Genomic DNA, 20,163 nt, shown 5'->3' with positions numbered 1-20,163 from the left:
GTCCCCAGCACGGGCACCGCGCCCACCAGCGTGCTGGTGCTGGGCGATGGCGGCACCCTCCGGAATGCGGAGAAGCTCTACACGGGGCTGAACGTCATCCGCGCCACCCAGTCCGACTGGTCCTCCGAGGCCGATATCGGCATCACTGTGCGCAACGTTGATGCGAGCCAGATCGAGCTGCGCCGCGTGGAAGGCTTCACCATCGGCATGCGCACGCTGGGCGATGGCCGCGGCGTGGAGGACAGCACCTTCACGCTGGGCCGCATCGTCAACAACCGCATCGGCCTCGACATCTGGTGCGCCACCGCCACCGCCTGGAACACCTCCGTGCGCTACTATGGCGGGCACTTCGCGCACGCGACCGGGGTGAATGCGAGCCAGGACCGGTTCGGGATCCGGCTCGGGAATGAGCCCGGCGCCTACGCCAACCACAACCGTCACGTCTTTGACGCGCCCAACTTCGAGCTGCGCCAGGCCGGCGGCAACATCGCCATCCCCTTCCTGAACCAGACCTCGGGCTCTGCCATTATCGCGCGCAACATGCGCATGGAGGCCTGCTCGCCCCTGGCGGCGCGGCACACCGCCGGGGCGCAGGATTGCGAGTACGACGTCGCCTGGACCAACACCTACCTGGTCGGCATCGACTACACGGCGACCGCGAACCGCTGCGGCAATGCGGTGATCAACCGGCACCGGGCGCCGGCGTCGCGCTTCCAGCGCTTCCTGGCCGGTGTGCCGAACACGCGCGCCGCGGCGTTCCGCCAGTCGGCGACGGAGGTTGGCGTGGAGGGCCTGATCACCATCGCCACGTCGACCACCACTGCGACCTTCATGGCGGATTTCTGCTTCAACGGGCTGACCGACCTGACGCCGACCGACCGGGCGGTGACGCTGGCGGCGAACCGCGGGCTGGGGTGGGTGCTCGACACCTCCCAGGCGAAGGAGTTCGCGCTGGCGCATTGGCTGACGAGCGGCGCGTCGGGCGGGCGGCTGTTCGTGCGCGTGTTCGATGGCGCTGGGAACGTGCGGGAGGACATCGCGGGCGACGTCCTGGCCTCGATCACCACGATGCAGTGGAACGGGCCGGCCAAGGGGTGGAACGCCGGCGCGCCGATGGACGATGCGAACTTCAATCGTCGGCAGACCATCCGCGTCGGCGCGTCTGTCGCCTATGCGCAGGTGGGAGTGATCGGCTTCGACGGGCCGATCGACCTGCAATCGCTGCGGCTCTACGGGCTGCCGGAGGCGGCACCCGCGGTGCTGAACGGCACGCCGCTTCTGACGGGTGCGCTGTTCGGCTCCGGGCGGCGGGAGTTTGCTGCAGAGGTGTCCTGGGATCTGCCGAACCTGCCGCCGGGGGCGACGGCGCTCATCGACGTCACGGTGAACGGGGCGCGGGCCGGCGATCTGGCGCAGGCGTCGCTGGTGTCGTCGACGCGGTTCATCGAGCTCGATGCCGCCGTGTGGTCGAACAACACGGTGCGCGTGATGGCACGAAACATCTCCGCGGCGACGTTCGACCTGGCGGCGGCGACGCTGTCGGTGGGGGTCGTCAAACGGCGCGTGCCCTGATGGGGGAATGCCTTTCTCGAACGACATCACGGATCCTCGCCAAACCGATACCCAACGCCGGGCTCCGTGCGGATGAGGAAGGCCGCCTCACCCAGCTTCTGGCGCAGCTGCGCGACGTAGACGCGCAGGTACTGCGTGTCCTTCAGATGCGCCGCGCCCCAGACCGTCGCCAGCAGGTGGCGCTGCGTCACGACGCGGCCATCACCCGCCCGTGCCAACGCCGCCAGCAACTCCCACTCGCGAGGCGTCAGGCGCAGCGTCTCCTGCTCGTCCAGACGCGCAGTGCGGCGTGCAAGGTCCACCTCAAGCGGGCCGAAGCGCAGCAGCGTCTCCGGCTTCACCCCCGCGGGCGCCACGCGCCGCAGCGCGGCCCGGATGCGGGCGAGCAACTCGGCCAGGGCGAAGGGCTTCTCCACATAGTCATCAGCGCCGGCGTCCAGCGCCTGCACCTTCTCCATCTCGCGCTCCCGTGCGGAGACGATGATGACCGGCACTAGGCTGAAGGCCCGCAGCCGCAGCAAGACCTCCTGCCCATCCATGTCGGGCAGGCCAAGGTCGAGCAGAACCAGCTCTGGCGACTGGGTCGCCATCAGGCGCAGCGCGTCGGCGGCCGTGTCCGCGCGCAGCACCGCGAGGCCCGCCGCCTCGAGTGCCGGCTTCAGGAAGCGATGGATCTGCGGCTCGTCATCCACGACCAGGATCCGCGCGGCATCTCTCGTGGTCATGCAGGAAAGCGCAGCGTGATGCGGGTGCCGCCGCCAGCGGGACGTATCGGGCTTTCCGCGGCGATCCGGCCGCCCATCGCGTGCGCCAGCCCGCGGCAGATGGCGAGGCCGAGGCCCGTGCCGGCAGCCACGCGATCGGTCCGCGTCACCCGGAAGAAGGGATCGAAGACGCGGTGCAGGTCCCCGGCCGGGATGCCCGGCCCGTCATCCTCCACTGCGATCGCCACCTCATGCCCCTCGCGCCGTGCCGCGACGCGCACCGGCGCTTCCGAAAACTTGAGCGCGTTGTCCAGCACATTGCCGAGGATCTGGTCCAGCAGCGCCGGATCCAGCCGCGGTTCGGGCAGGCGCTCGCCGGCCGTCACGGCAATCTCGCGTCCCGTGGCGCGCCGCGCCCGGCCGACCGCCACCTCCAGCGCCTCCGGGATGTTCACCGCCTCGCGCCGCGGCTCGACCTGGCCGTGCTCGATGCGGACCATGTCCAGGATGTTCGACAGGTATCGCGAAAGGCGCGCCGTCTCCTCCTCGGCGGCCAGGAGCAGGTCGGCGCGGGTGTCCGCGGACAGAGCGTCACCCGACGCCCGCAGCGTGCCCAGCGCCCCGCGAATTGAGGTCAATGGCGTGCGGAGATCATGGCCAAGCGACGTCAGCAGCGCCGTGCGGAGTTGCTCGGTCTCGGCGCGCGCTGCGCCGCGGGCCTCGCGCTCCATCAGTTGCGCGCGCTCGATGGCCACCGCCGCCTGGTCCAGCAGCGCGGTCAGGGCCTTGTCCGTCTCGCCCGCCAGGGGCTCCGCCCGGTCATCGAGCTTCACGCCCACCAGGCCCACCACGCCGCGCGCGGTGCGCATGGGGCGGAACTGCCAGGCCGCCGTGGGCAGGGTGTCCGTGTCGCGGCCAGCGGGGCGGCTCTGCGCCAGCGCCCAGCGCGCGGCCGCCATTGCCGTCTCATCGAGCTCCATCGTGACCGGCATGGCGGCGCGGACCACGGGCTCCGGCGCGGCGCCCGGCAGCAGCGGTTCCAGCGGCATCACCACCGCGCTGGGCGCGCCGGCGACGCGGGTGGCCTCTTCGGCCACGGCGGGCAGCAGGTCCGGCAACCCGCCCGGCCCGCCCAGGCGACGGCTGAACTCCACCAGGCGCCGCAGCGCCAGCATGCGCGCCCGTGCCGTGCGGACGGACCGCCCCAGCCTGCCCGTGGTGCCGGCCAGCAGAAGCGCCACTGCGGCGAAGGCGCCGAGGCCCACCAAGTCTGCGCCGTCGAACAGCTCGAAGGTGTAGCGCGGCTCGAGAAAGAAAAAATTCCAGCTGAGGAAGCCCAGCGCCGCCCCCGCCGCGGCGTGCCACGGCCCCAATAGGGCCGCCAGCGCCACGACCACGGCGAGGAACACCATGCCCAGCGTGCGCTCCGGCAGCAGCCCCTCCGCGCCGTAACCCAGCGTCACCACCAGGGCGATGGTGGCCGGCACCGCGCACCACCCCAGCCAGCGCGGCAGCGCGGCCGGGGCGGTGGGCACCGCGCGCGCCTTGCCGGCCGGGCCGGGCACGATGTGCAGCGTGAAGTCGGTGGCGCGCCGCGCGAGCGTTGCCGAAAGCGTCCGCCCCAGCCAGCGCCGCCCGAAACCCGGCTGCCCCCGGCCGATGACGATGTGCGAGGCGTTGCGCGCCCGCGCCTGGGCCAGGATGGTGCTGGGCAGGTCCGTCGCCGCCACCGTCTCCACCTCGGCGCCAAGCGCCTCGGCCATGCGCAGGATGGGCGTGGGGTCCGTCGCGTCCAGGGTGCCGGGGCGTTCGACGTGCAGCACCACCAGCGGCGCGCGCAGCGCATCGGCTATGCGACGGCCCTGGCGCACCACCGTCTCGGCCGAGGCATCGGCGCCGACCAGCGCCAGCACGCGGTCCCCGGCGGGCCATGGCCCCGCGATGGCGTTGGCGCGCATGTAGCCGGTGACATCGGCGTCCACGCGCTCGGCGGTGCGGCGCAGCGCCATTTCGCGCAACGCCGCCAGGTTGCCCTCGCGGAAGAAGCCGCGCATGGCGCGCGCCGCCTGGTCGGGGCGGTAGATCTTGCCCTGGCGCATCCGCTCCAGCAGCTCGGCGGGCGGGATGTCGATGAGTTCCACCGCATCGGCGCCGGCCAGCACGGCATCGGGTACCGTCTCCGCCACGCGGATGCCGGCGATGCGCGCCACGGCGTCCGACAGGCTCTCCAGGTGCTGGACGTTCATCGTGGTCCAGACCTCGATGCCGGCGTCGCGCAGCTCCTCCACATCCTGCCAGCGCTTGGGGTGGCGGCTGCCCGGCGCGTTGCTGTGGGCGAGTTCGTCCAGCAGCAGGATCTGCGGGCGGCGGGCCAGCGCGGCGTCGAGGTCGAACTCCTCCAGCACCTGGCCGCGATGTTCGAGGCGGGCGCGCGGCAGGATGGGCAGGTCGCCGACCTGCGCGATGGTTTCCGCGCGGCCATGCGTCTCGATGATGCCGGCCAGCACATCGGCGCCGCCGGCCAGGCGGCGGCGGGCCTCGGCCAGCATCTCGTGCGTCTTGCCCACGCCGGGAGCGGCGCCGAGGAACACCTTCAGCCGCCCGCGCCCCTCCCGCGCCGCCAGGGCCAGCAGCGCGTCAGGGTCGGGGCGATCCGGGTCGCGGGTATTGGGCATGGGGCCTCTTTTACCGGTCCGTCACGGTGCACCCAAGGCGAGGTTCAGGCGCTGCACGTTCACGCGGGGTTCCCCCAGGAAGCCCAGCAGGCGGCGCTCGGTATGGCGGTCCACCAGCGCCTGCACCTGCGCGGGCGGGAGGCCGCGTGCCGAGGCCACGCGGGCCACCTGGCGCGCGGCGTGGGCCGGGCTGATGTGCGGGTCGAGGCCGGAGCCCGAGGCCGTGGCGGCATCGGCCGGCACATCGCGCTGGCCATCGGCGCGGGCGCGCACCGCTTCCAGCAGCGCGGCGCTGGTAGGCCCGAGGTTGCTCGGCCCATCGCCCGCAACGCTGCCGGAGGCGCGCGGCTGGAACCACGCGGCACCCTCCATGCGCCGGGCGATGAGGTCCGAGCCGACCACGCGCCCCTCCCGCACGATCAGGCTGCCATTCGCCGTATGCGGGAACAGCGCCTGCGCGACGCCGGTGAAGCCCAGCGGCACAATCAACCCGAGCAGCAGGGTGAAGCCACCCAGCATCACCAGGGCAGGACGAAGCAGGTTCCACATGGTTCAGACGATCCCCAACAGAGTGAGACACACATCGATGGCCTTGATGCCGAGGAAGGGCACGAGGAGCCCCCCCAGCCCGTAGACCAGCAGGTTCCGCCGCAGCAGCGCCGCCGCGCCCAGGCCGCCACGCCCCACCCCGCGCAGCGCCAGCGGCACCAGCGCCACGATGATCAGCGCGTTGAAGATGACGGCGGAGAGGATGGCGCTTTCGGGGCTGGTCAGCCCCATCACGTTCAACGCCGCCAGCCCCGGATATTGCGCGACGAAGATGGCGGGCAGGATGGCGAAGTACTTGGCCACGTCATTGGCGATGGAGAAGGTTGTCAGCGCGCCGCGGGTGATGAGCAGCTGCTTGCCGATCTCCACCACCTCGATGAGCTTGGTGGGGTCGCTGTCGAGGTCCACCATGTTGCCGGCCTCGCGCGCCGCCTGGGTGCCGGTCTGCATGGCCAGCCCGACATCGGCCTGGGCAAGCGCCGGCGCGTCGTTGGTGCCGTCGCCGGCCATGGCGACCAGGCGCCCCTCGGCCTGGGCGCGGCGGATGTAGCCCAGCTTGTCCTCGGGTGTGGCCTCGGCCAGGAAATCATCCACGCCGGCCTCGGCGGCGATGGCGGCGGCGGTCAGGCGGTTGTCGCCGGTGACCATGACGGTGCGGATGCCCATCCGGCGCAGCGCGTCGAAGCGCTCGCGCATGCCGGGCTTGATCACGTCCTTCAGCGCGATGGCGCCCAGCACCTGGCCGTCGCGCGCCACCACCAGCGGGGTCGCGCCGGCGCGGGCGATGCGGGCGACGGCCTCCACCAAAGCGGGCGGCGTCGCGTCGGCCATCCGGTCGGCCGCGGCCTTGCGGAAGCTGCCGCGGCCGGGCAGGTCGAGGCCCGAGACGCGCGTCTGGGCGGTGAAGGGGATGATGGTGGCCCCTTCGGGCACCGCCTCCGCCGCCACGCCGTGCTTCTCTCGCGCCAGCACGAGGATGGAGCGGCCCTCCGGCGTCTCGTCGGCCAGGGAGGCCAGGACGGCGGCTTCGGCCAGGTCGCGTTCGTCCACGCCCGGTGCCGGGATGAAGCTGGCCGCCTGGCGGTTGCCGAGCGTGATGGTGCCGGTCTTGTCCAGCAGCAGCACGTCCACATCCCCCGCCGCCTCCACCGCGCGGCCGGAGGTCGCCACCACGTTGAAGCGCACCAGTCGGTCCATGCCCGCAATGCCGATGGCCGAGAGCAGCCCGCCGATGGTGGTCGGGATCAGCGTGACCAGCAGGGCGGCGAGCACCGGCACGGAGGGCGGCGTGGCGTGGAAGCTGGCCAGCCCCACGATGGTCGCGACCGCGATCAGGAAGACGATCGTCATGCCGGCCAGCAGGATGTCGAGTGCGACCTCGTTGGGCGTCTTTTGGCGGGAGGCGCCCTCCACCAGCGCGATCATCCGGTCCATGAAGCTGTTGCCGGGGGCGGCGGTGACGCGCACCACCAGCCAGTCCGAGACCAGCGTGGTGCCGCCCGTCACGGCGCTGCGGTCGCCGCCGGATTCACGGATGACGGGCGCGCTTTCGCCGGTGACCGCGGCCTCGTTCACGCTGGCGATGCCTTCGATGGCCTCGCCATCGGCGGGGATGAGGTCGCCAGCCGCCACGAGGATGAGATCGCCCTCGCGCAGGTCCGCGGCCGCACGATCCTGCCACTGGGTGCGGTCGTCGGCGCGGGCCAGCAGCTTGGCACGCGCCTCGCCGCGAGACCGGCGCAGGCTTTCGGCGCGCGCCCGGCCGCGGCCTTCGGCGATGGCTTCCGCGAAGGTGGCGAACAGCACCGTGAGCCACAGCCAGGCGGCGATGCCGGCCTGGAAGCCCCAGGGCTCGGCCCGCCAAGCGGCGAGCATCGCCAGCAGCGTGACGAGGATGGAGACCACCTCCGTCACGAAGATCACCGGATTGCGGATGAGATGCGCGGGGTTGAGCTTCAGCACCGCGTCGCGCAGGGCACGGGCCAGGACGGGCTGGCCCCGCGCTTCAGCTGTCGTATTCATGTCAGGGTGCCTCAGAAGGTCTGGCCGGCCATCAGCGCGAAATGCTCCGCGACGGGTCCGAGGAAGAGCGCGGGCAGGAATTGCAGCCCGCCCAGGATCAGGATGATGCCGCTCAGGAGCCCCACGAAGAGCGGGCCATGCGTGGGGAAGCTGCCGGCGGAATCCGGCGCGCGCGGCTTGGCCGCCAGGCTGCCCGCGATGGCCAGCACCGGCACGATGATGGCGTAGCGGCCCAACAGCATGGCGATGCCGAGCGTGGTGTTCATGTAGGGCGTGTCGGCCGTCAGCCCCGCGAAGGCCGAGCCGTTGTTCCCCGCCGCCGAGGAGTAGGCGTAGAGAATCTCGGAGAGCCCGTGCGGCCCGGCATCCTGCACGCTGGCGAGTGCGGCCGGCAGCACCGCCGCCACCGCGCTGAACCCCAGCACGCAGAGCGGCACCACCAGCACCGCCAACATGGCGAGCTTCACCTCGCGCGCCTGGATCTTCTTGCCGAGGTATTCGGGCGTGCGCCCCACCATCAGCCCGGCCACGAACACCGCCAGCAGCACGAAGACCATGATGCCATAAAGCCCGGAGCCGACGCCGCCCGGCAGAACCTCACCCAGCTGGATGAGGAACATCGGCACCAAGCCGCCAAGCGGCGTGAAGCTGTCATGCATGGCGTTGACGCTGCCATTTGAGGCACCGGTGGTGGCCACGGCCCACAGCGCGGAGAGCGCGATGCCATGCCGCACCTCCTTGCCCTCCATGTTGCCATCGGCGGGGTTGAGGCCGGCCGCGATGTGCAGCGGGTTGCCCGCGGCCTCGGCGGCGTAGGCCAAGGCCGTGCCGGCGATGACGAAAAGCATCATCACGGCGGACAGCGCCCAGCCCTGGCGCATGTCGCCCACCATGCGCCCGAAGGTGAGTGTCAGCGCGAAGGGAAGGGCGAGGATGGCCCAGAGCTGCAGCAGGTTGGTGATGGCCGTCGGGTTCTCGAACGGGTGCGCGGAGTTCACGCCGAAGAAGCCGCCCCCATTGGTGCCGAGCTGCTTGATCGCGACCTGGAAGGCGGCGGGACCGAGGGGCAGCACCTCGCCACCTTCGAGCGTGGCGCCGGCGGACAGTGTCTGGGGCACGCCCTGCGCCACCAGCAGCATGCCCAACAGAAGGGCCAGCGGCAGCAGCAGGTAGAGCGTGATGCGCACCAGATCGGCCCAGAAATTCCCCAGCGCCTGCACACCACCCGCCGCCAGGGCGCGCGTCAGCGCCAGTGCCAGCGCAATGCCGGTGGCGGCGGAGAGGAAGTTCTGGACTGCCAGCCCAGCCATCTGGCTGAGGTGCGACATTGCCGTCTCACCGCTATAGGCCTGCCAGTTGGTATTGGTGACGAAGCTGATGGCGGTGTTGAAGGCGAGCCAGGGCGAGAGGCCCGGCAGCTCCGCCGGGTTCAGCGGCAGCCAGGCCTGTGCGCGCAACAGCGCATACAGCAGCAGGAACCCCGCCGCATTCAGCGCCAGCATGGCCAGCACGTAGCGCTGCCAGCCCATGCCCTGTGCCGGGTCCACGCCGGCGGTGCGGTAAAAACCGGTTTCGAGAGGTCGCAGGAAGCCCACTCGCCCCTCAGCCACGGCCGCGATGTAGCGCCCCAGCGGCACGGCCGTGGCGAGCACGAGGGTGAGGAGAAAGGCGATCTGCGCCCAGCCGATCAGGGTCATCACAGATCCTCCGGCCGCAGCAGCGCCCAGACGAGGTAGCCGAGCAGGCCCGCCGCGACGGCGCCGCCGAGAATAAGGTCCAGCATGGCGGCGTCAGACCCGGGCGCAGGCGCGGGCGTAGAGGCCCATCAGCGCGAAGGCGCCGAGGCCGAGGAGGAGGAGAAGGACATCAAGCATGGTGGCTCCCTCCCGGACGAAGGGCGCCCGGGTCAGGGTGACCATCCGCCCGGTAGGCGCAAAGGCGCTATTCGGATTTCTGGCTGAGCCCGTAAGGGTAGCGTAAAGGCTGGGCTGGCGTGTGGGCTTGTTCCGGCCGGCGCAAGGCGCCGCCGCATGGGCGCGATGCTTGCACCAAAGCCTCACGGGGCGATCACGAACGAGCCCCCTACCGCCAGCATAAAACTCAGGCTCAAGCCGGTTGAGTCACCGCAGGCGAACACTCTCGGCTGCCGAGACGCGTCTCACTAACACCAGAGCAGGTTGGAATCCGGTTCCCACCGCTGCTCCAGTCGGCTTTCCAACCTCACATTTCCTATCCGCTGATGGTGCCGTGAACCGCAGATTTCCTGGGGTTTTGTCGCTATGGCTTGAGGGTTGGAGAACGCAACGATCCCGGAAATCGCTCTCCGGAGGCGCACAAGTCTCCGAGGCTCGGGGTGGGGTGATTTCACCCTCAAGCTCTATCTTGTTGAAATTTCATTATTTATGCCGCGCTAGGCTCAGGGCATTTCCGCGCGGCCATGATCGAGTTCGTGCTGGGCGGCGCGGGCAAGCCGCAGGCCAGCCCCATCCCCAACGGCTTCCCGGGCAGTGCGGGGCTGGAGGTGCCGGGCACCGACGTGGCGCGCGCGCGGCAGATGCTCGCCGCCGCCGGCCATGGGCGTGGCTTCGACGTGGATTTCACCTTCCCCGCCATCAACAGCTATGGCGCGGACATGTCGCTGGTCGCGCAGCGGCTCCAGCAGGATCTGGGCCGGGTGGGCATCCGGCTGCGGCTGCAGCCCGCCACCTTCCCCGTCTGGGTGCAGCAGATGCGCGCGGCGCAATTGCCCATGACCATCGGCTACTACGCGCCCGACTATTTCGGCTCGGCGCAGTATGTGAACTTCTTCGGCATCATGGAGGGCACGCCCTGGTTCACCCGCGCGGGCGGCGGCAACCTGTCTTCCATCGCCAACGCGGAGTTGCGCGGGCTGCTGACCCGCGCCCTCGCCGCGCCGGAGGGCGAGCGCGAGGCCGCCTTCCAGGCCGTCGCGCGCTCCATGATGGGCGACCGGATCATACTGCCGCTGCTCTCGCCGGACCTCGTCATCGCGCATCGTCCGGGCTTGCAGGGCGTGCGCTACAGCACCTGCTGCAACCTGCCGCTGGCCGAGATCCGTCCCCGTTGAGGGGGGCCTCGCCGAGGTGGTCCTGATCCAGCGCCTGCTGCTGCTGCCCGTCCTGCTGCTGGGCATCGCGGCGGTCAGCTTCGGCCTCTCCCGCGCCACCGGCGTGGACCCCGTGATCGCCATCGTGGGCGAGCGCGCCATGGAGGACCCGGCCGTGGTCGCCGCCGCCCGCGCGCAATGGGGGCTGGACCGGCCGGTGGCGGTGCAGTTCCTGCGCCATGTGGCCAATGCCGCGCAGGGCGATTTCGGCACCTCCTTCCGCACGCGCCGGCCGGTGGGCACCGATCTGGCCGAGCGGCTGCCCGCGACCCTCGAACTGGTGCTGGCGGCCACGCTGCTGGGCACGCTGGTGGGGGCTGCGCTGGCGCTGCTGAGCGCGCGCTGGCCGCATGGGCTGCTGGACCAGGCGGTGCGCGGCTTCGCCTCGGCGGGCGTGTCCATTCCGGTCTTTCTCGCGGGGCTGCTGTTCCTGTGGGTCTTCGCCAGCTGGCTCGACTGGCTGCCGGGGCCGGGGCGGCTCGACGCGCGGCTGACGCCGCCGCCCGTGTGGACGGGTCTTCTGCTGGTGGATGCGGCCTTGGCGATGGATTGGGCGGTCTGGCGGGACGCGGCGCGCCGTCTCGTGCTGCCCGCCGCCGCCCTGGGCTGGGGCATCGCGGCGCTGGTGGCGCGGCTGCTGCGCGCCACGCTGATCGAGGAACTGGCGCGCTTCCACATCGTCGCCGCGCGCTCGCGCGGGTTGAGCGAGGGGCGGCTGCTGCTGGACCACGCCCTGCCCAACGCGATGGTGCCCGCGCTGACCTTGATCAGCCTCTCCTTCGCCACGCTGGTGGCCGGGGCGGTGCTGACCGAGACGGTCTTCGCCTGGCCGGGCGTCGGCGCCTATGCGCTGGAATCGGCCCCCACCCTCGATTACCCGGCGATCATGGCGGTGACCATGCTGGGCGGCGTGGCGCTGGCGCTCAGCGGCGTGGTGGCCGATGCGGGGCAAGCCTGGCTCGACCCGCGCCTGCGGGACCGTTGAGGGGTGTGGCGCCGCGCGCTGGCCTCGCCCGCCGCCCTCCTGGCCCTGCTGGTACTGGGCTTCTGGGTGGTCACGGCCATCAGCGTGCCCTGGTGGGGGCTGCCCGACCCGACCGAGAGCGTGGGCCGCCGCTTCCAGCCGCCCGGCGGCGCCTTCCCGCTGGGGACGGACGCGCTGGGGCGCTGCGTGCTGTCGCGCACCCTGCACGGGGCGCGGCTGTCGCTGCCGCTGGCTGCCTGCGTGGTGCTGGGGGCCGCGGCCCTTGGCGTGCTGCTGGGCGCCATCGCGGGCTTCCTGGGCGGGGCGGCGGATTGGCTGCTGTCGCGCGCGGCCGACATCGCGCTGGCCTTCCCGCCCGTGCTGCTGGCGCTGGCCGTGGCGGCGACGCTGGGGCCGGGGCTGCTCAATGCGGGGCTGGCGATGCTGGCGGTGTGGTGGCCCATCTACCTGCGATTCATGCGGGCGCAGGTGCGCGGCGTGATGCGGATGGAGCATGTCCAGGCCGCGGTGACGGTGGGCTCCACGCCGGCCACCATCCTGCGCCGGCATGTGGTGCCGCTGTGCACGACGCCCATCCTGGTCGCGCTGCCGCTGGATTTGGGGCAGGTGATCCTGCTGGGGGCCGGGCTGAGCTTCGTGGGCCTGGGCGCGCCGCCGCCCGCGCCGGAGTGGGGGTTGATGGTGGCCGAGGGAGCGACGGCGCTGCACCGCTGGTGGCTGGTGGCCGGCCCGGGCGCGGCCATTCTCTCCGTCGTGCTGGCCTGCACCCTGCTGGGCGACCGGCTGCGGGAGCAGGGGCGGGGCTGAGGAGGGGTGCGATTGCCCCCGGCGGGGCCATATCTTCCGGATGCGACTGCTCATTCTCTTGCTGCTTCTGCTGGCCCTGGCCGGCGCCGCCTTCTTCGCGCTGCGGCACCTCCCGCCCGAATGGGACCCGCGCGCGCCGCTCGACTTCAGCGCCGCGCCAGGCTGGATGACCGATTTGAAGCTGCGGCGCCTGGCGTGGGAGCCGGAGGCCTGCTTCGCCGCCTTCGCCGCCTCCGGCATGACGCCGCGGCGCGTGCCCGACCGCCCCTCAGATGTCGGCTGCGCGATCGAGAACGCCATGCTGCTGCCCGGCGAAGCGCGCCTGCAGCCGGCCAACCCGGTGGTGACCTGCCGCATGGCCGCCGCCTGGGTGCTGTTCGAGCGGCACAGCCTGCAGCCGGCGGCGCGCGCGCATCTGGGCACGGAGGTCAGCGGCGTGCGCCACCTCGGCACCACCAATTGCCGCAACGTGAACCACGCCAGGGCCGGCCGGCGCAGCCAGCATGCGACGGCCAACGCGATCGACATCGCGGGCTTCACGCTGCGCGACGGGCGCGAGGTGCGGCTGCTGCGCGACTGGGGTGGCACGGGGCCGGAGGCCGCCTTCCTGCGCGGCGTGCGCGACGGCGCCTGCCGCTGGTTCCGCGCCGTGCTCGGCCCGGACTACAACGCCGCGCATGCCGACCACTTCCACTTCGACATGGGAAGCTGGCGCAGCTGCCGCTGAACTGGCCGGGATCAGGGGGCGCGGCGCAGCTTCGCCGGGTCGGCCTCGTCCCAGACCTTCTCCGGCATGGGCAGGCCCGCGAAGGTCTCGGGCCCGAGCGGCCGGTCGGGCGCGATGCCCAGCCCCTCCAGCACCCACATCAGCTGCCGGACATGCTGGCCGGCGTGCCAGACGGTGCGTTCCAGGAACTCATGCATGGTCTGCTCGCCGTAATAGACATCCGCGCGCCTGGACCAGTCGCAATCCGCGCCCGGGCCGCCGAACCATTCGGACATGCGCCGGCGCATCTCCTCGCAATAGGCGATGAGCTGGTCGCGGCCGCTCTGCGCGGGCATGGGCACGCGCATGTAGCTGTCGAAGGTGAGCGGGATGCCGTCCTCATGCTCCAGGAAGGCATCGGCGATGTTGGCGATGTGCCAGCCGAGCTCGGCGAAGCTGCGCGGGCGGTTGGGCAGCATCCGCGCCAGCGCCTCGTCGGGCATCTGGGCCAGGAAGCGCGCGGCGCCGGCCAGCACGGCGTCGAGGCGCGCGCGCATCACCTCCACCGGCAGCATGCGGACCTCGCCATAGGTGATGTCGCAGAGCCGCGCGACATCGCGCAGCACCTGGCCATTCACCCATTCCGCCCCGCGCGTGACGATCGGCACCTGCTTCAGGCCGAAGCGTTCCAGCTCCGCATAGGCGCTCTCATCCTCCAGCACGTTGCGCGAGAGGAAGGGCACCCCGTGCTTCTGCAGGAATTCCTTCGTGCGGAGGCAGGAGGAACAGCCGGTCATCCAGTAGACGCGGATCGCGTCATCGGCCGTGGCGGTGTGGTCCATCTGGTTTTCCTTCCCTCATGTCGCGGCGCCGCGGGGCAGGCCGGTGAGATAGGACACGACCTCCTCGCGGCTCACAACGTCGCCGTATTTCGCGTGGATGTCGAACAGGTTCGCGTCATGCGGGCCGTCATGCCGGTCGCCCACGCATTCGCGCGGGACGATGACGCGATAGCCGTGCTGCACGCCGTCCAGCGCGCCGGCGCGCACGCAGCCGCTGGTCGAGCAGCCGGCCAGGATCAAGGTGTCCACGCCCATGGCCGCGAGCATGGGGCCGAGCGGCGTGCCGAAGAAGGGGCTGGGGTATTGCTTCACCAGCACCACCTCCTCGGGCAGGGGGGCCACCTTGGGGTCGATCTGCGCCAGTGGCTCGCCCGCCACCATCTTGCGCAGCGCGGGCACCTTGCGGACGAACCAGCCGCCATCGGCGCCGGAGGGGTGGTATTCCACCCGTGTGTGGATCACCGGCACGCCCGCCGCGCGCGCCGCCGCCAGCAGCGGGACGGTGTCGGCCACCGCGCGCACCACGCCCTCGGCGAAGAAGGGCGAGCCGGGCGTGGTGTAGGCCAGGGTGAAGTCGATGACGACCACCGCCGGGCGCGTGCCGTAGCCCACCTTGCCATCGAAGACGCCGACATAGTTCTGCTCGCGCGTGGCGGCCATGGGGGTTCCTCTCAATCCTCGTGGGGGAAATGGCAGGCGGCGAGATGCGCGGCGCCGCCCGCCGGCGCCAGCAGCGGGTCCTGCCGCACGCAGGCGCTGGGCAGGCGCGTGCCCTCCGCCTCCACCGTGTCGCCGCCGCGCGCGGCCACCAGGCGCGCGCGCGGGCAGCGCGGGTGGAAACGGCAGCCGGTGGGAAGCGAGGCCGCGCTGCCGATCTCGCCGATGGGGCGGATGCGCGGGCGGTTGCGCTCCTTCAGCGGGTCGGGCCGCGGCACGGCGGCCAGCAGCGAGACGGTGTAGGGGTGAAGCGGCGCGCCATAGAGCGCATCGCGCGGCGCCATCTCCACCACGCGGCCGAGATACATCACGGCCACGCGGTCGCTCACATGGCGCACCACGCCCAGGTCATGCGCGATGAACAGGAACGCCACGCCGGAGCGCGCCTGGATCTCCGCCAGCAGGTTCAGGATCTGCGCCTGCACCGAGACGTCGAGCGCGCTCACCGGCTCATCCAGCACCACCAGCGAGGGGTCGAGCGCAATGGCGCGCGCGATGCCGATGCGCTGCCGCTGCCCGCCCGAGAATTCATGCGGGTAGCGCGCCGCCATGGCCGGCGACAGCCCGACCTGCGCCAGCAGCCGCGCGGCGCGGCCCGCCGCCTCCGCCCGGCCCACGCCATGCGCCGTCATCGGCTCGGCGATGATGGCGCCCGCCGTCATGCGCGGGTCGATCGAGCCATAGGGGTCCTGGAACACCATCTGCATGCGCGGCCGCATGGCGCGCAGCGCGCGGGTGGAGGCGGCGGTGACGTCGGTGTCCTCGAAGCGCACTTGGCCCGCGCTCGGCTCGATCAGGCGCAGCACCAGGCGGCCCAGCGTGCTCTTGCCGCTGCCGGTCTCGCCCACAAGACCCAGCGTCTCGCCGCGCGCCAGGGTGAAGGAGATTCCGTCCACCGCGCGCACCTCCGGCCGCGGCGCGCCGAACAGCGTCTGGCCGCCGCCGAAGGTCTTGCGAAGGTCCCGCACGTCCAGCAGCGCGCTCATGCCGCGATCTCCAGCGCGCCCTGTCGGTGGCAGGCGGCGGCATGGCCCGTGCCCGTCAGCGGCGGGCGCGTGGCGTGGCAGCCGGCCGCCTCGGAGGCGGCGAAGCAGCGCGGCGCGAAGGCGCAGCCCGCGGGCCGGCGCGCGGGCTCGGGCGGGCTGCCCGCGATGGGCGCGAGCTGCGTGCCCGGCGGCGCCTCGATGTCCGGAATGCTGCGGAACAGCGCGATGGTGTAGGGGTGGCGCGGCGCGGCGAAGACTTCGGCCACCGTGCCCGTCTCCACCACGCGGCCGGCATACATCACGGCCACGCGATCCGCCTGGCGCGCCACCACGCCGAGGTCATGCGTGATCAGCACCATCGCCATGCCATCCGCGTCGCGCAGGTCGCCCAGCAGGTCGAGCACCTGGGCCTGCACCGTCACGTCGAGCGCCGTGGTCGGCTCATCCGCGATGAGCACGCGCGGGCCGAGCGCGATGGCCATGGCCGTCAGCACGCGCTGGCGCATGCCGCCGGAAAACTGGTGCGGGTAGTCGTCCACACGCCGCGCCGGGTCGGGGATCTGTACGCGCGCCAGCAACTCCACCGCGCGGTCGCGGGCGGCCTGGCGCGAGAGGGGCAGGTGCGCGCGCAGCACCTCCGCGATCTGCGCGCCGACGCGGAAGACGGGGTTGAGGCCGGTCAGCGGGTCCTGGAAGACCATGCCGATGCGCGCGCCCCGCATGCGGCGCAACGCCTCGGGGCCGAGGGTGAGAAGGTCCACGCCCTCCAGCAGTGCCTGCCCCGCGATGACGCGGCCGGGCTTGGGCAGCAGCCCGAGCGCCGAGGTGAAGGTGACCGTCTTGCCCGAGCCGCTCTCGCCCACCACGGCCAGGGTTTCGCCGGCGTGGACGTGCAGCGAGACATCCTCGACCAGGCGTATGGCGGCCTTCTCGCCCGGCACGGCGGCGGTGAGGCCGCGCAGTTCGAAGGCGGCGCTCACAGCAGCTTGCCCGTGTTGCGGCGCATCTGCGGGTCGAGCGTGTCGCGCAGCCCGTCGCCCAGCAGGTTCAGCACCACGACGGTGAAGGCGATGCACAGCCCGGCGGAGAGCGAGATCAGCGGATTGGTGGTGATGGCGGTCTGTCCTTCCGCGATGACATTGCCCCAGGTGGGGGTGGGCGGCTGCACGCCGAGGCCGAGGAAGGAGAGGCCCGCCTCGGCCAGGATCGCGGTCGCGGCGCTGACGGTCGCCACGACGATGACCGGCGGCAGCGCGTTGGGGATGACGTGGCGCAGCACGATCGTCCAGGGCGTGAGGCCGATGGCGCGCGAGGCCTCGATGAAGGGCCGCGGCCGTATGGTCAGCACGACGGAGCGCATGACGGCCGCCACGCGCGGCGTATAGGCGATGGCCACCGCCAGGATGATGGAATCGAGCGTGTTGCCGCGCGCCGCGACCAGCGCCAGCGCCAGCAGAAAGGAGGGGAAGGCCAGCAGGATGTCGATGACCGCCACCAGCGCGCGTTCCAGCCAGCCGCCGGCATAGCCTGCCACCGCGCCGATGATGGTGCCCGCGCTGAGCGAGATCAGCACCACGAAGAAGCCCACCAGCAGCGACACCTGCGCGCCATGGATCAGGCGCGAGGCCACGCAGCGCCCGAACTGGTCCGTGCCCAGCCAGTAGGTGGAAGAGGCCGGCGCCAGGGTGTTCATCAGGTCGGTCTGGGTGGGCGAATGCGGCGCGATCCAGGGGGCCAGAATCGCCACCAGCAACAGCAGCAGGATGCCCGCGGCGCCGATCATGAAGCCCGGGTGCCGCGCGTAGCGGCGCAGGGTGGCGCGGCGGCGCGTGGCGGCCTCGGCCGCGGCGTCGATGTCTTCGAAGGTGGCGCTCATCGCTGGCGAAGCCTCGGGTCGATGGTGGCGTAGAGCAGGTCCAGCGCGGTGTTCAGCAGCACGACGGCGGCGGCCAGCACCAGCACGCCCGCCTGCACCAGCTGGTAGTCCCGCGCGAGGATCGCCTTGAGGATGGTGGAGCCGAGGCCCGGCCGGCTGAACACCGCCTCCACCAGGATGGCGTTGCCGAGCGACCAGGCGAAGGTGACGCCGATGACGGCCAGCACCGGGATCAGCGCGTTGCGCAGCGCGAGCTTCCAGACGATGCGCCGCTCCGGCACGCCCATGGCGCGGGCCACGCGGATGTGGTCCTGCCCCAGCACCTCCAGCATGGCCGAGCGCGTCAGCCGCGCGATATAGGCCGCGACCGAAAGCCCCAGCACCAGCGCGGGCAGCGCCAAGTGGTGCAGCCCCTTCCAGAAGCCCGGCTCGCTCGTGGCGCCCAGCGCCGGGAACAGGCCCAGCGCGTGCGAGAAGGTGAGGATGGCCACGATGCCCACCCAGAAGACCGGGAAGGAAATGCCGCCCAGCGCCAGCAGCATCACCCCCACATCCACCGCGCTGCCCTGGCGCACGGCGGCGATGATGCCGAGCGGCACGCCGAAGACGACCGCGATGGCCATGCCGGCCACGGCCAGTGCGGCCGAGGGCGGCACCGAGGCCAGGATCTCGCGCAGCGCGGGCTCCCCCGTCACCACGGAGGTGCCGAGGTCGCCCTGCACGGCGCGCAGCAGGAACACTCCGTATTGCTGCCACACCGGCAGGTCGAGGCCGAGGCGCGCGCGCAGGGCCGCGAGCGCCTCGGTGGTGGCGAAGTCGCCCAGCATGTACAGCGCGGGGTCGCCGGGGATGGCCCGCATCAGGAAGAAGGCCACCGTGACGATGCCCAGCAGGGCCACCGCGAGCTGCCCCACGCAGCGGGCGACATGGCCGACCATCAGGCGCCGCGCAGCGAGACCGGGGAGACGTTCACCGTGAACAGGCTGTTCTGCACGAAGCCCTGCACGGTGGGGCCATGCGCGATGAACAGCCGGTCCGCGTAGAGCGGGATCACGGGCAGGTCCTCCATGGTCTGGCGGAGCAGGCGCGCATAGGCCGCCTTGCGCGCCACCAGGTCGGGCGCGCGCGCGGCTTCCGCCAGCAGGTCGTCCGCCCGGTCGTAGCGCGAGGTGTTGAGGCCCGGTGGGTGGCTGCGCGTGTGGTAGAGCGTGACCAGCGGGCTGTCCGGATCGGGCGGGCCGACCACGGCGGTGACGCAGGATTGCACGTTGCCGCTGCTGCGCGCCTGCACATAGGCCCCGCGTTCCAGCACGCGCACCGTGGCCTGGATGCCCACCTGCTGCAGGTCATTGGCCAGGGCGACGGGGAAGCGGTCGAAGGGGTTGAGGCCCACCGTCGTGATCTCGAAGCGGAAGTTCGGGGCCCCCGCCTCGCGTAGCAGGGCGCGGGCGCGGGCAGGGTCGAAGGCGTAGCGCGGTACGTCCTCCTCGGTGAATTCCTGGAAGGTCGAGGTCAGCACGCTGGTCGCCTCGAACTTCGTGCCGCGGAAGAACCCGTCCACCAGCGCCTTGCGGTTCATCGCATGCGCCATGGCGCGGCGCACCCGCACGTCGCGCAGCGGCCCGACTGTGGTGTTCAGCACCAGGTTCACGGTGTTGTTCGCCGGACGGTCCAGCACGGTGACGCCGCCCGCGCGGCGCAGGCGCTCGATCACGTCGGGCGATTGCAGCGCGTAGAAGACGTCCAGCTCGCGGTTTTCGAGGGCGATGGCCGCCGCCGTCTCGTCGCGCACGATGCGGAAGACGACATCGGTCAGCGTGGAGGCGCCGGCGAAGTAATCCGGGTTCGCGGTGAGGCGCACATCGCTGCCGGGGGTCCAGCGGTCGAACACGAAGGGCCCGGTGCCGATTGGGTTCATGCTGTACCGCTCGCCGATCTCGGTGACGGCGCGGCGCGAGACGATCCAGCCCTGGTTGAAGGCGCAGAGCTTGTGCAGGAAGCCGGAATTCGCCTCGTTCAGCACGATGCGGACCGTCATCGGGTCGGGCGCCTGCACCTCGCGCACGCTGGCCAGCTGGCCGCGGTACAGGCTGCCCGTGGCGGGGTCGAGCACGCGATCCAGCGAGAACTTCACGTCGTCGGAGGTGAGGGCGCCGAAATTCTTGTGCCAGGTGACGCCGGGTCGCAGGCGGAAGGTCCAGGCCGTGCCATCGGCCGAGACTTCATGGCTGGCCGCGAGGTCGGGCACGATGGCGTTGGTCGCCTGGTCGTATTGGACGAGGCCGCTGTAGATGTGGCTCGCGACCGACTGGTTCTCGTTCTGGAAGATCCGCGCCGGGTCCAGCTGCGAGACATCCGCGCCGAAGCGCACGCGCAGCGTCCGCGCGCCCTGCGCCAGCACCGGCGAGCCGAAGGCCCCGCCGAGCCCCAGCCCGGCGCCGGCCGCCAGCATTCCACGGCGTCCCATTCCCGCCGGCATCCTCGTGTCACCCATCTTTCTGCTCTCCCGTCTTGTCGATGTCCTCGGCGGCCGGAAGGTCGGGCCGGAGTTTCCCTGGCCAATCGCGCGGCCAGCGCGCGCCGCACCGCGCCGCA

At 71.8% G+C, this 20,163-nt stretch carries 19 protein-coding genes; 5 read left to right on the top strand and 14 right to left on the bottom strand.

The window, feature by feature from the left end; all coding sequences use genetic code 11:
• The first annotated feature begins 30 nt into the window (after nucleotides 1-30).
• Nucleotides 31-1,572, top strand: coding sequence for a hypothetical protein (locus GGQ83_RS00815; protein WP_184381697.1), 1,542 nt, complete (start codon nucleotides 31-33; stop codon nucleotides 1,570-1,572).
• A 26-nt stretch (nucleotides 1,573-1,598) separates the two neighbouring features.
• On the opposite strand, the gene GGQ83_RS00810 is transcribed toward GGQ83_RS00815, so the two are convergent.
• From GGQ83_RS00810 to GGQ83_RS19975, 7 genes are read right to left on the bottom strand one after another with little or no spacing between them, the layout of a single operon-like run.
• Nucleotides 1,599-2,297, bottom strand: a complete 699-nt coding sequence (locus GGQ83_RS00810; RefSeq protein ID WP_184381696.1) for a response regulator — start codon at nucleotides 2,295-2,297, stop codon at nucleotides 1,599-1,601.
• On the bottom strand, nucleotides 2,294-4,951 hold the full coding sequence (locus GGQ83_RS00805; RefSeq protein WP_184381695.1) for a sensor histidine kinase: 2,658 nt from the start codon (nucleotides 4,949-4,951) through the stop codon (nucleotides 2,294-2,296). Before GGQ83_RS00805 ends, GGQ83_RS00810 begins: the two co-directional genes overlap by 4 nt.
• Nucleotides 4,952-4,972: 21 nt before the next feature.
• The gene (kdpC, locus tag GGQ83_RS00800; protein ID WP_184381694.1) at nucleotides 4,973-5,500 is read right to left on the bottom strand and encodes a K(+)-transporting ATPase subunit C; all 528 of its coding nucleotides are present in this window, start codon (nucleotides 5,498-5,500) and stop codon (nucleotides 4,973-4,975) included.
• 3 nt (nucleotides 5,501-5,503) lie between these two features.
• The gene (kdpB, locus tag GGQ83_RS00795) at nucleotides 5,504-7,522 is read right to left on the bottom strand and encodes a potassium-transporting ATPase subunit KdpB (protein WP_184381693.1); all 2,019 of its coding nucleotides are present in this window, start codon (nucleotides 7,520-7,522) and stop codon (nucleotides 5,504-5,506) included.
• A gap of 11 nt (nucleotides 7,523-7,533) precedes the next feature.
• Nucleotides 7,534-9,219: a potassium-transporting ATPase subunit KdpA gene (kdpA, locus tag GGQ83_RS00790; RefSeq protein ID WP_184381692.1), complete on the bottom strand. Its 1,686-nt coding sequence runs from the start codon at nucleotides 9,217-9,219 to the stop codon at nucleotides 7,534-7,536.
• A complete protein-coding gene (gene kdpF / locus GGQ83_RS20370; protein WP_184382905.1) occupies nucleotides 9,219-9,305 on the bottom strand; it encodes a K(+)-transporting ATPase subunit F in 87 nt (28 codons plus the stop codon). The genes kdpA and kdpF overlap by 1 nt, the downstream gene beginning before the upstream one ends.
• Before the next feature lie 7 nt (nucleotides 9,306-9,312).
• Nucleotides 9,313-9,441, bottom strand: coding sequence for a hypothetical protein (locus GGQ83_RS19975; protein WP_260170353.1), 129 nt, complete (start codon nucleotides 9,439-9,441; stop codon nucleotides 9,313-9,315).
• Nucleotides 9,442-9,959: 518 nt separating this feature from the next.
• On the opposite strand from GGQ83_RS19975, the gene GGQ83_RS00780 reads away from it, so the two are divergent.
• From GGQ83_RS00780 to GGQ83_RS00765, 4 genes are read left to right on the top strand one after another with little or no spacing between them, the layout of a single operon-like run.
• A complete protein-coding gene (locus tag GGQ83_RS00780; RefSeq protein ID WP_184381691.1) occupies nucleotides 9,960-10,610 on the top strand; it encodes an ABC transporter substrate-binding protein in 651 nt (216 codons plus the stop codon).
• Nucleotides 10,611-10,626: 16 nt separating this feature from the next.
• Nucleotides 10,627-11,634 carry an ABC transporter permease gene (locus GGQ83_RS00775; RefSeq protein WP_207017854.1) on the top strand — a complete coding sequence of 336 codons (1,008 nt, stop codon included), beginning with the start codon at nucleotides 10,627-10,629 and terminating at the stop codon, nucleotides 11,632-11,634.
• 3 nt (nucleotides 11,635-11,637) lie between these two features.
• The gene (locus GGQ83_RS00770; protein WP_184381690.1) at nucleotides 11,638-12,441 is read left to right on the top strand and encodes an ABC transporter permease; all 804 of its coding nucleotides are present in this window, start codon (nucleotides 11,638-11,640) and stop codon (nucleotides 12,439-12,441) included.
• A gap of 40 nt (nucleotides 12,442-12,481) precedes the next feature.
• On the top strand, nucleotides 12,482-13,168 hold the full coding sequence (locus tag GGQ83_RS00765; protein WP_184381689.1) for an extensin-like domain-containing protein: 687 nt from the start codon (nucleotides 12,482-12,484) through the stop codon (nucleotides 13,166-13,168).
• An 11-nt stretch (nucleotides 13,169-13,179) separates the two neighbouring features.
• On the opposite strand, the gene GGQ83_RS00760 is transcribed toward GGQ83_RS00765, so the two are convergent.
• From GGQ83_RS00760 to GGQ83_RS00730, 7 genes are read right to left on the bottom strand one after another with little or no spacing between them, the layout of a single operon-like run.
• Nucleotides 13,180-13,989, bottom strand: coding sequence for a DinB family protein (locus GGQ83_RS00760; protein WP_184381688.1), 810 nt, complete (start codon nucleotides 13,987-13,989; stop codon nucleotides 13,180-13,182).
• 15 nt (nucleotides 13,990-14,004) lie between these two features.
• Entirely contained in the window at nucleotides 14,005-14,649 is a 645-nt protein-coding gene (locus tag GGQ83_RS00755; protein WP_184381687.1) for an isochorismatase family protein, read from the bottom strand.
• Between the two features lie 11 nt (nucleotides 14,650-14,660).
• Nucleotides 14,661-15,692, bottom strand: coding sequence for an ABC transporter ATP-binding protein (locus tag GGQ83_RS00750; protein ID WP_184381686.1), 1,032 nt, complete (start codon nucleotides 15,690-15,692; stop codon nucleotides 14,661-14,663).
• A complete protein-coding gene (locus GGQ83_RS00745) occupies nucleotides 15,689-16,672 on the bottom strand; it encodes an ABC transporter ATP-binding protein (protein ID WP_184381685.1) in 984 nt (327 codons plus the stop codon). Before GGQ83_RS00745 ends, GGQ83_RS00750 begins: the two co-directional genes overlap by 4 nt.
• Nucleotides 16,669-17,568, bottom strand: coding sequence for an ABC transporter permease (locus GGQ83_RS00740; protein WP_184381684.1), 900 nt, complete (start codon nucleotides 17,566-17,568; stop codon nucleotides 16,669-16,671). The genes GGQ83_RS00745 and GGQ83_RS00740 overlap by 4 nt, the downstream gene beginning before the upstream one ends.
• Nucleotides 17,565-18,506 carry an ABC transporter permease gene (locus GGQ83_RS00735; RefSeq protein WP_184381683.1) on the bottom strand — a complete coding sequence of 314 codons (942 nt, stop codon included), beginning with the start codon at nucleotides 18,504-18,506 and terminating at the stop codon, nucleotides 17,565-17,567. The genes GGQ83_RS00740 and GGQ83_RS00735 overlap by 4 nt, the downstream gene beginning before the upstream one ends.
• A complete protein-coding gene (locus GGQ83_RS00730; RefSeq protein ID WP_242534821.1) occupies nucleotides 18,506-20,035 on the bottom strand; it encodes an ABC transporter substrate-binding protein in 1,530 nt (509 codons plus the stop codon). The genes GGQ83_RS00735 and GGQ83_RS00730 overlap by 1 nt, the downstream gene beginning before the upstream one ends.
• Between the last annotated feature and the right edge of the window lie 128 nt (nucleotides 20,036-20,163).

The organism is Roseococcus suduntuyensis, from assembly GCF_014196305.1.
Taxonomy (GTDB): domain Bacteria; phylum Pseudomonadota; class Alphaproteobacteria; order Acetobacterales; family Acetobacteraceae; genus Roseococcus; species Roseococcus suduntuyensis.
Note: the sequence above shows the minus strand (reverse complement) of the source record. Positions and strands in the feature narration are given on the sequence as shown.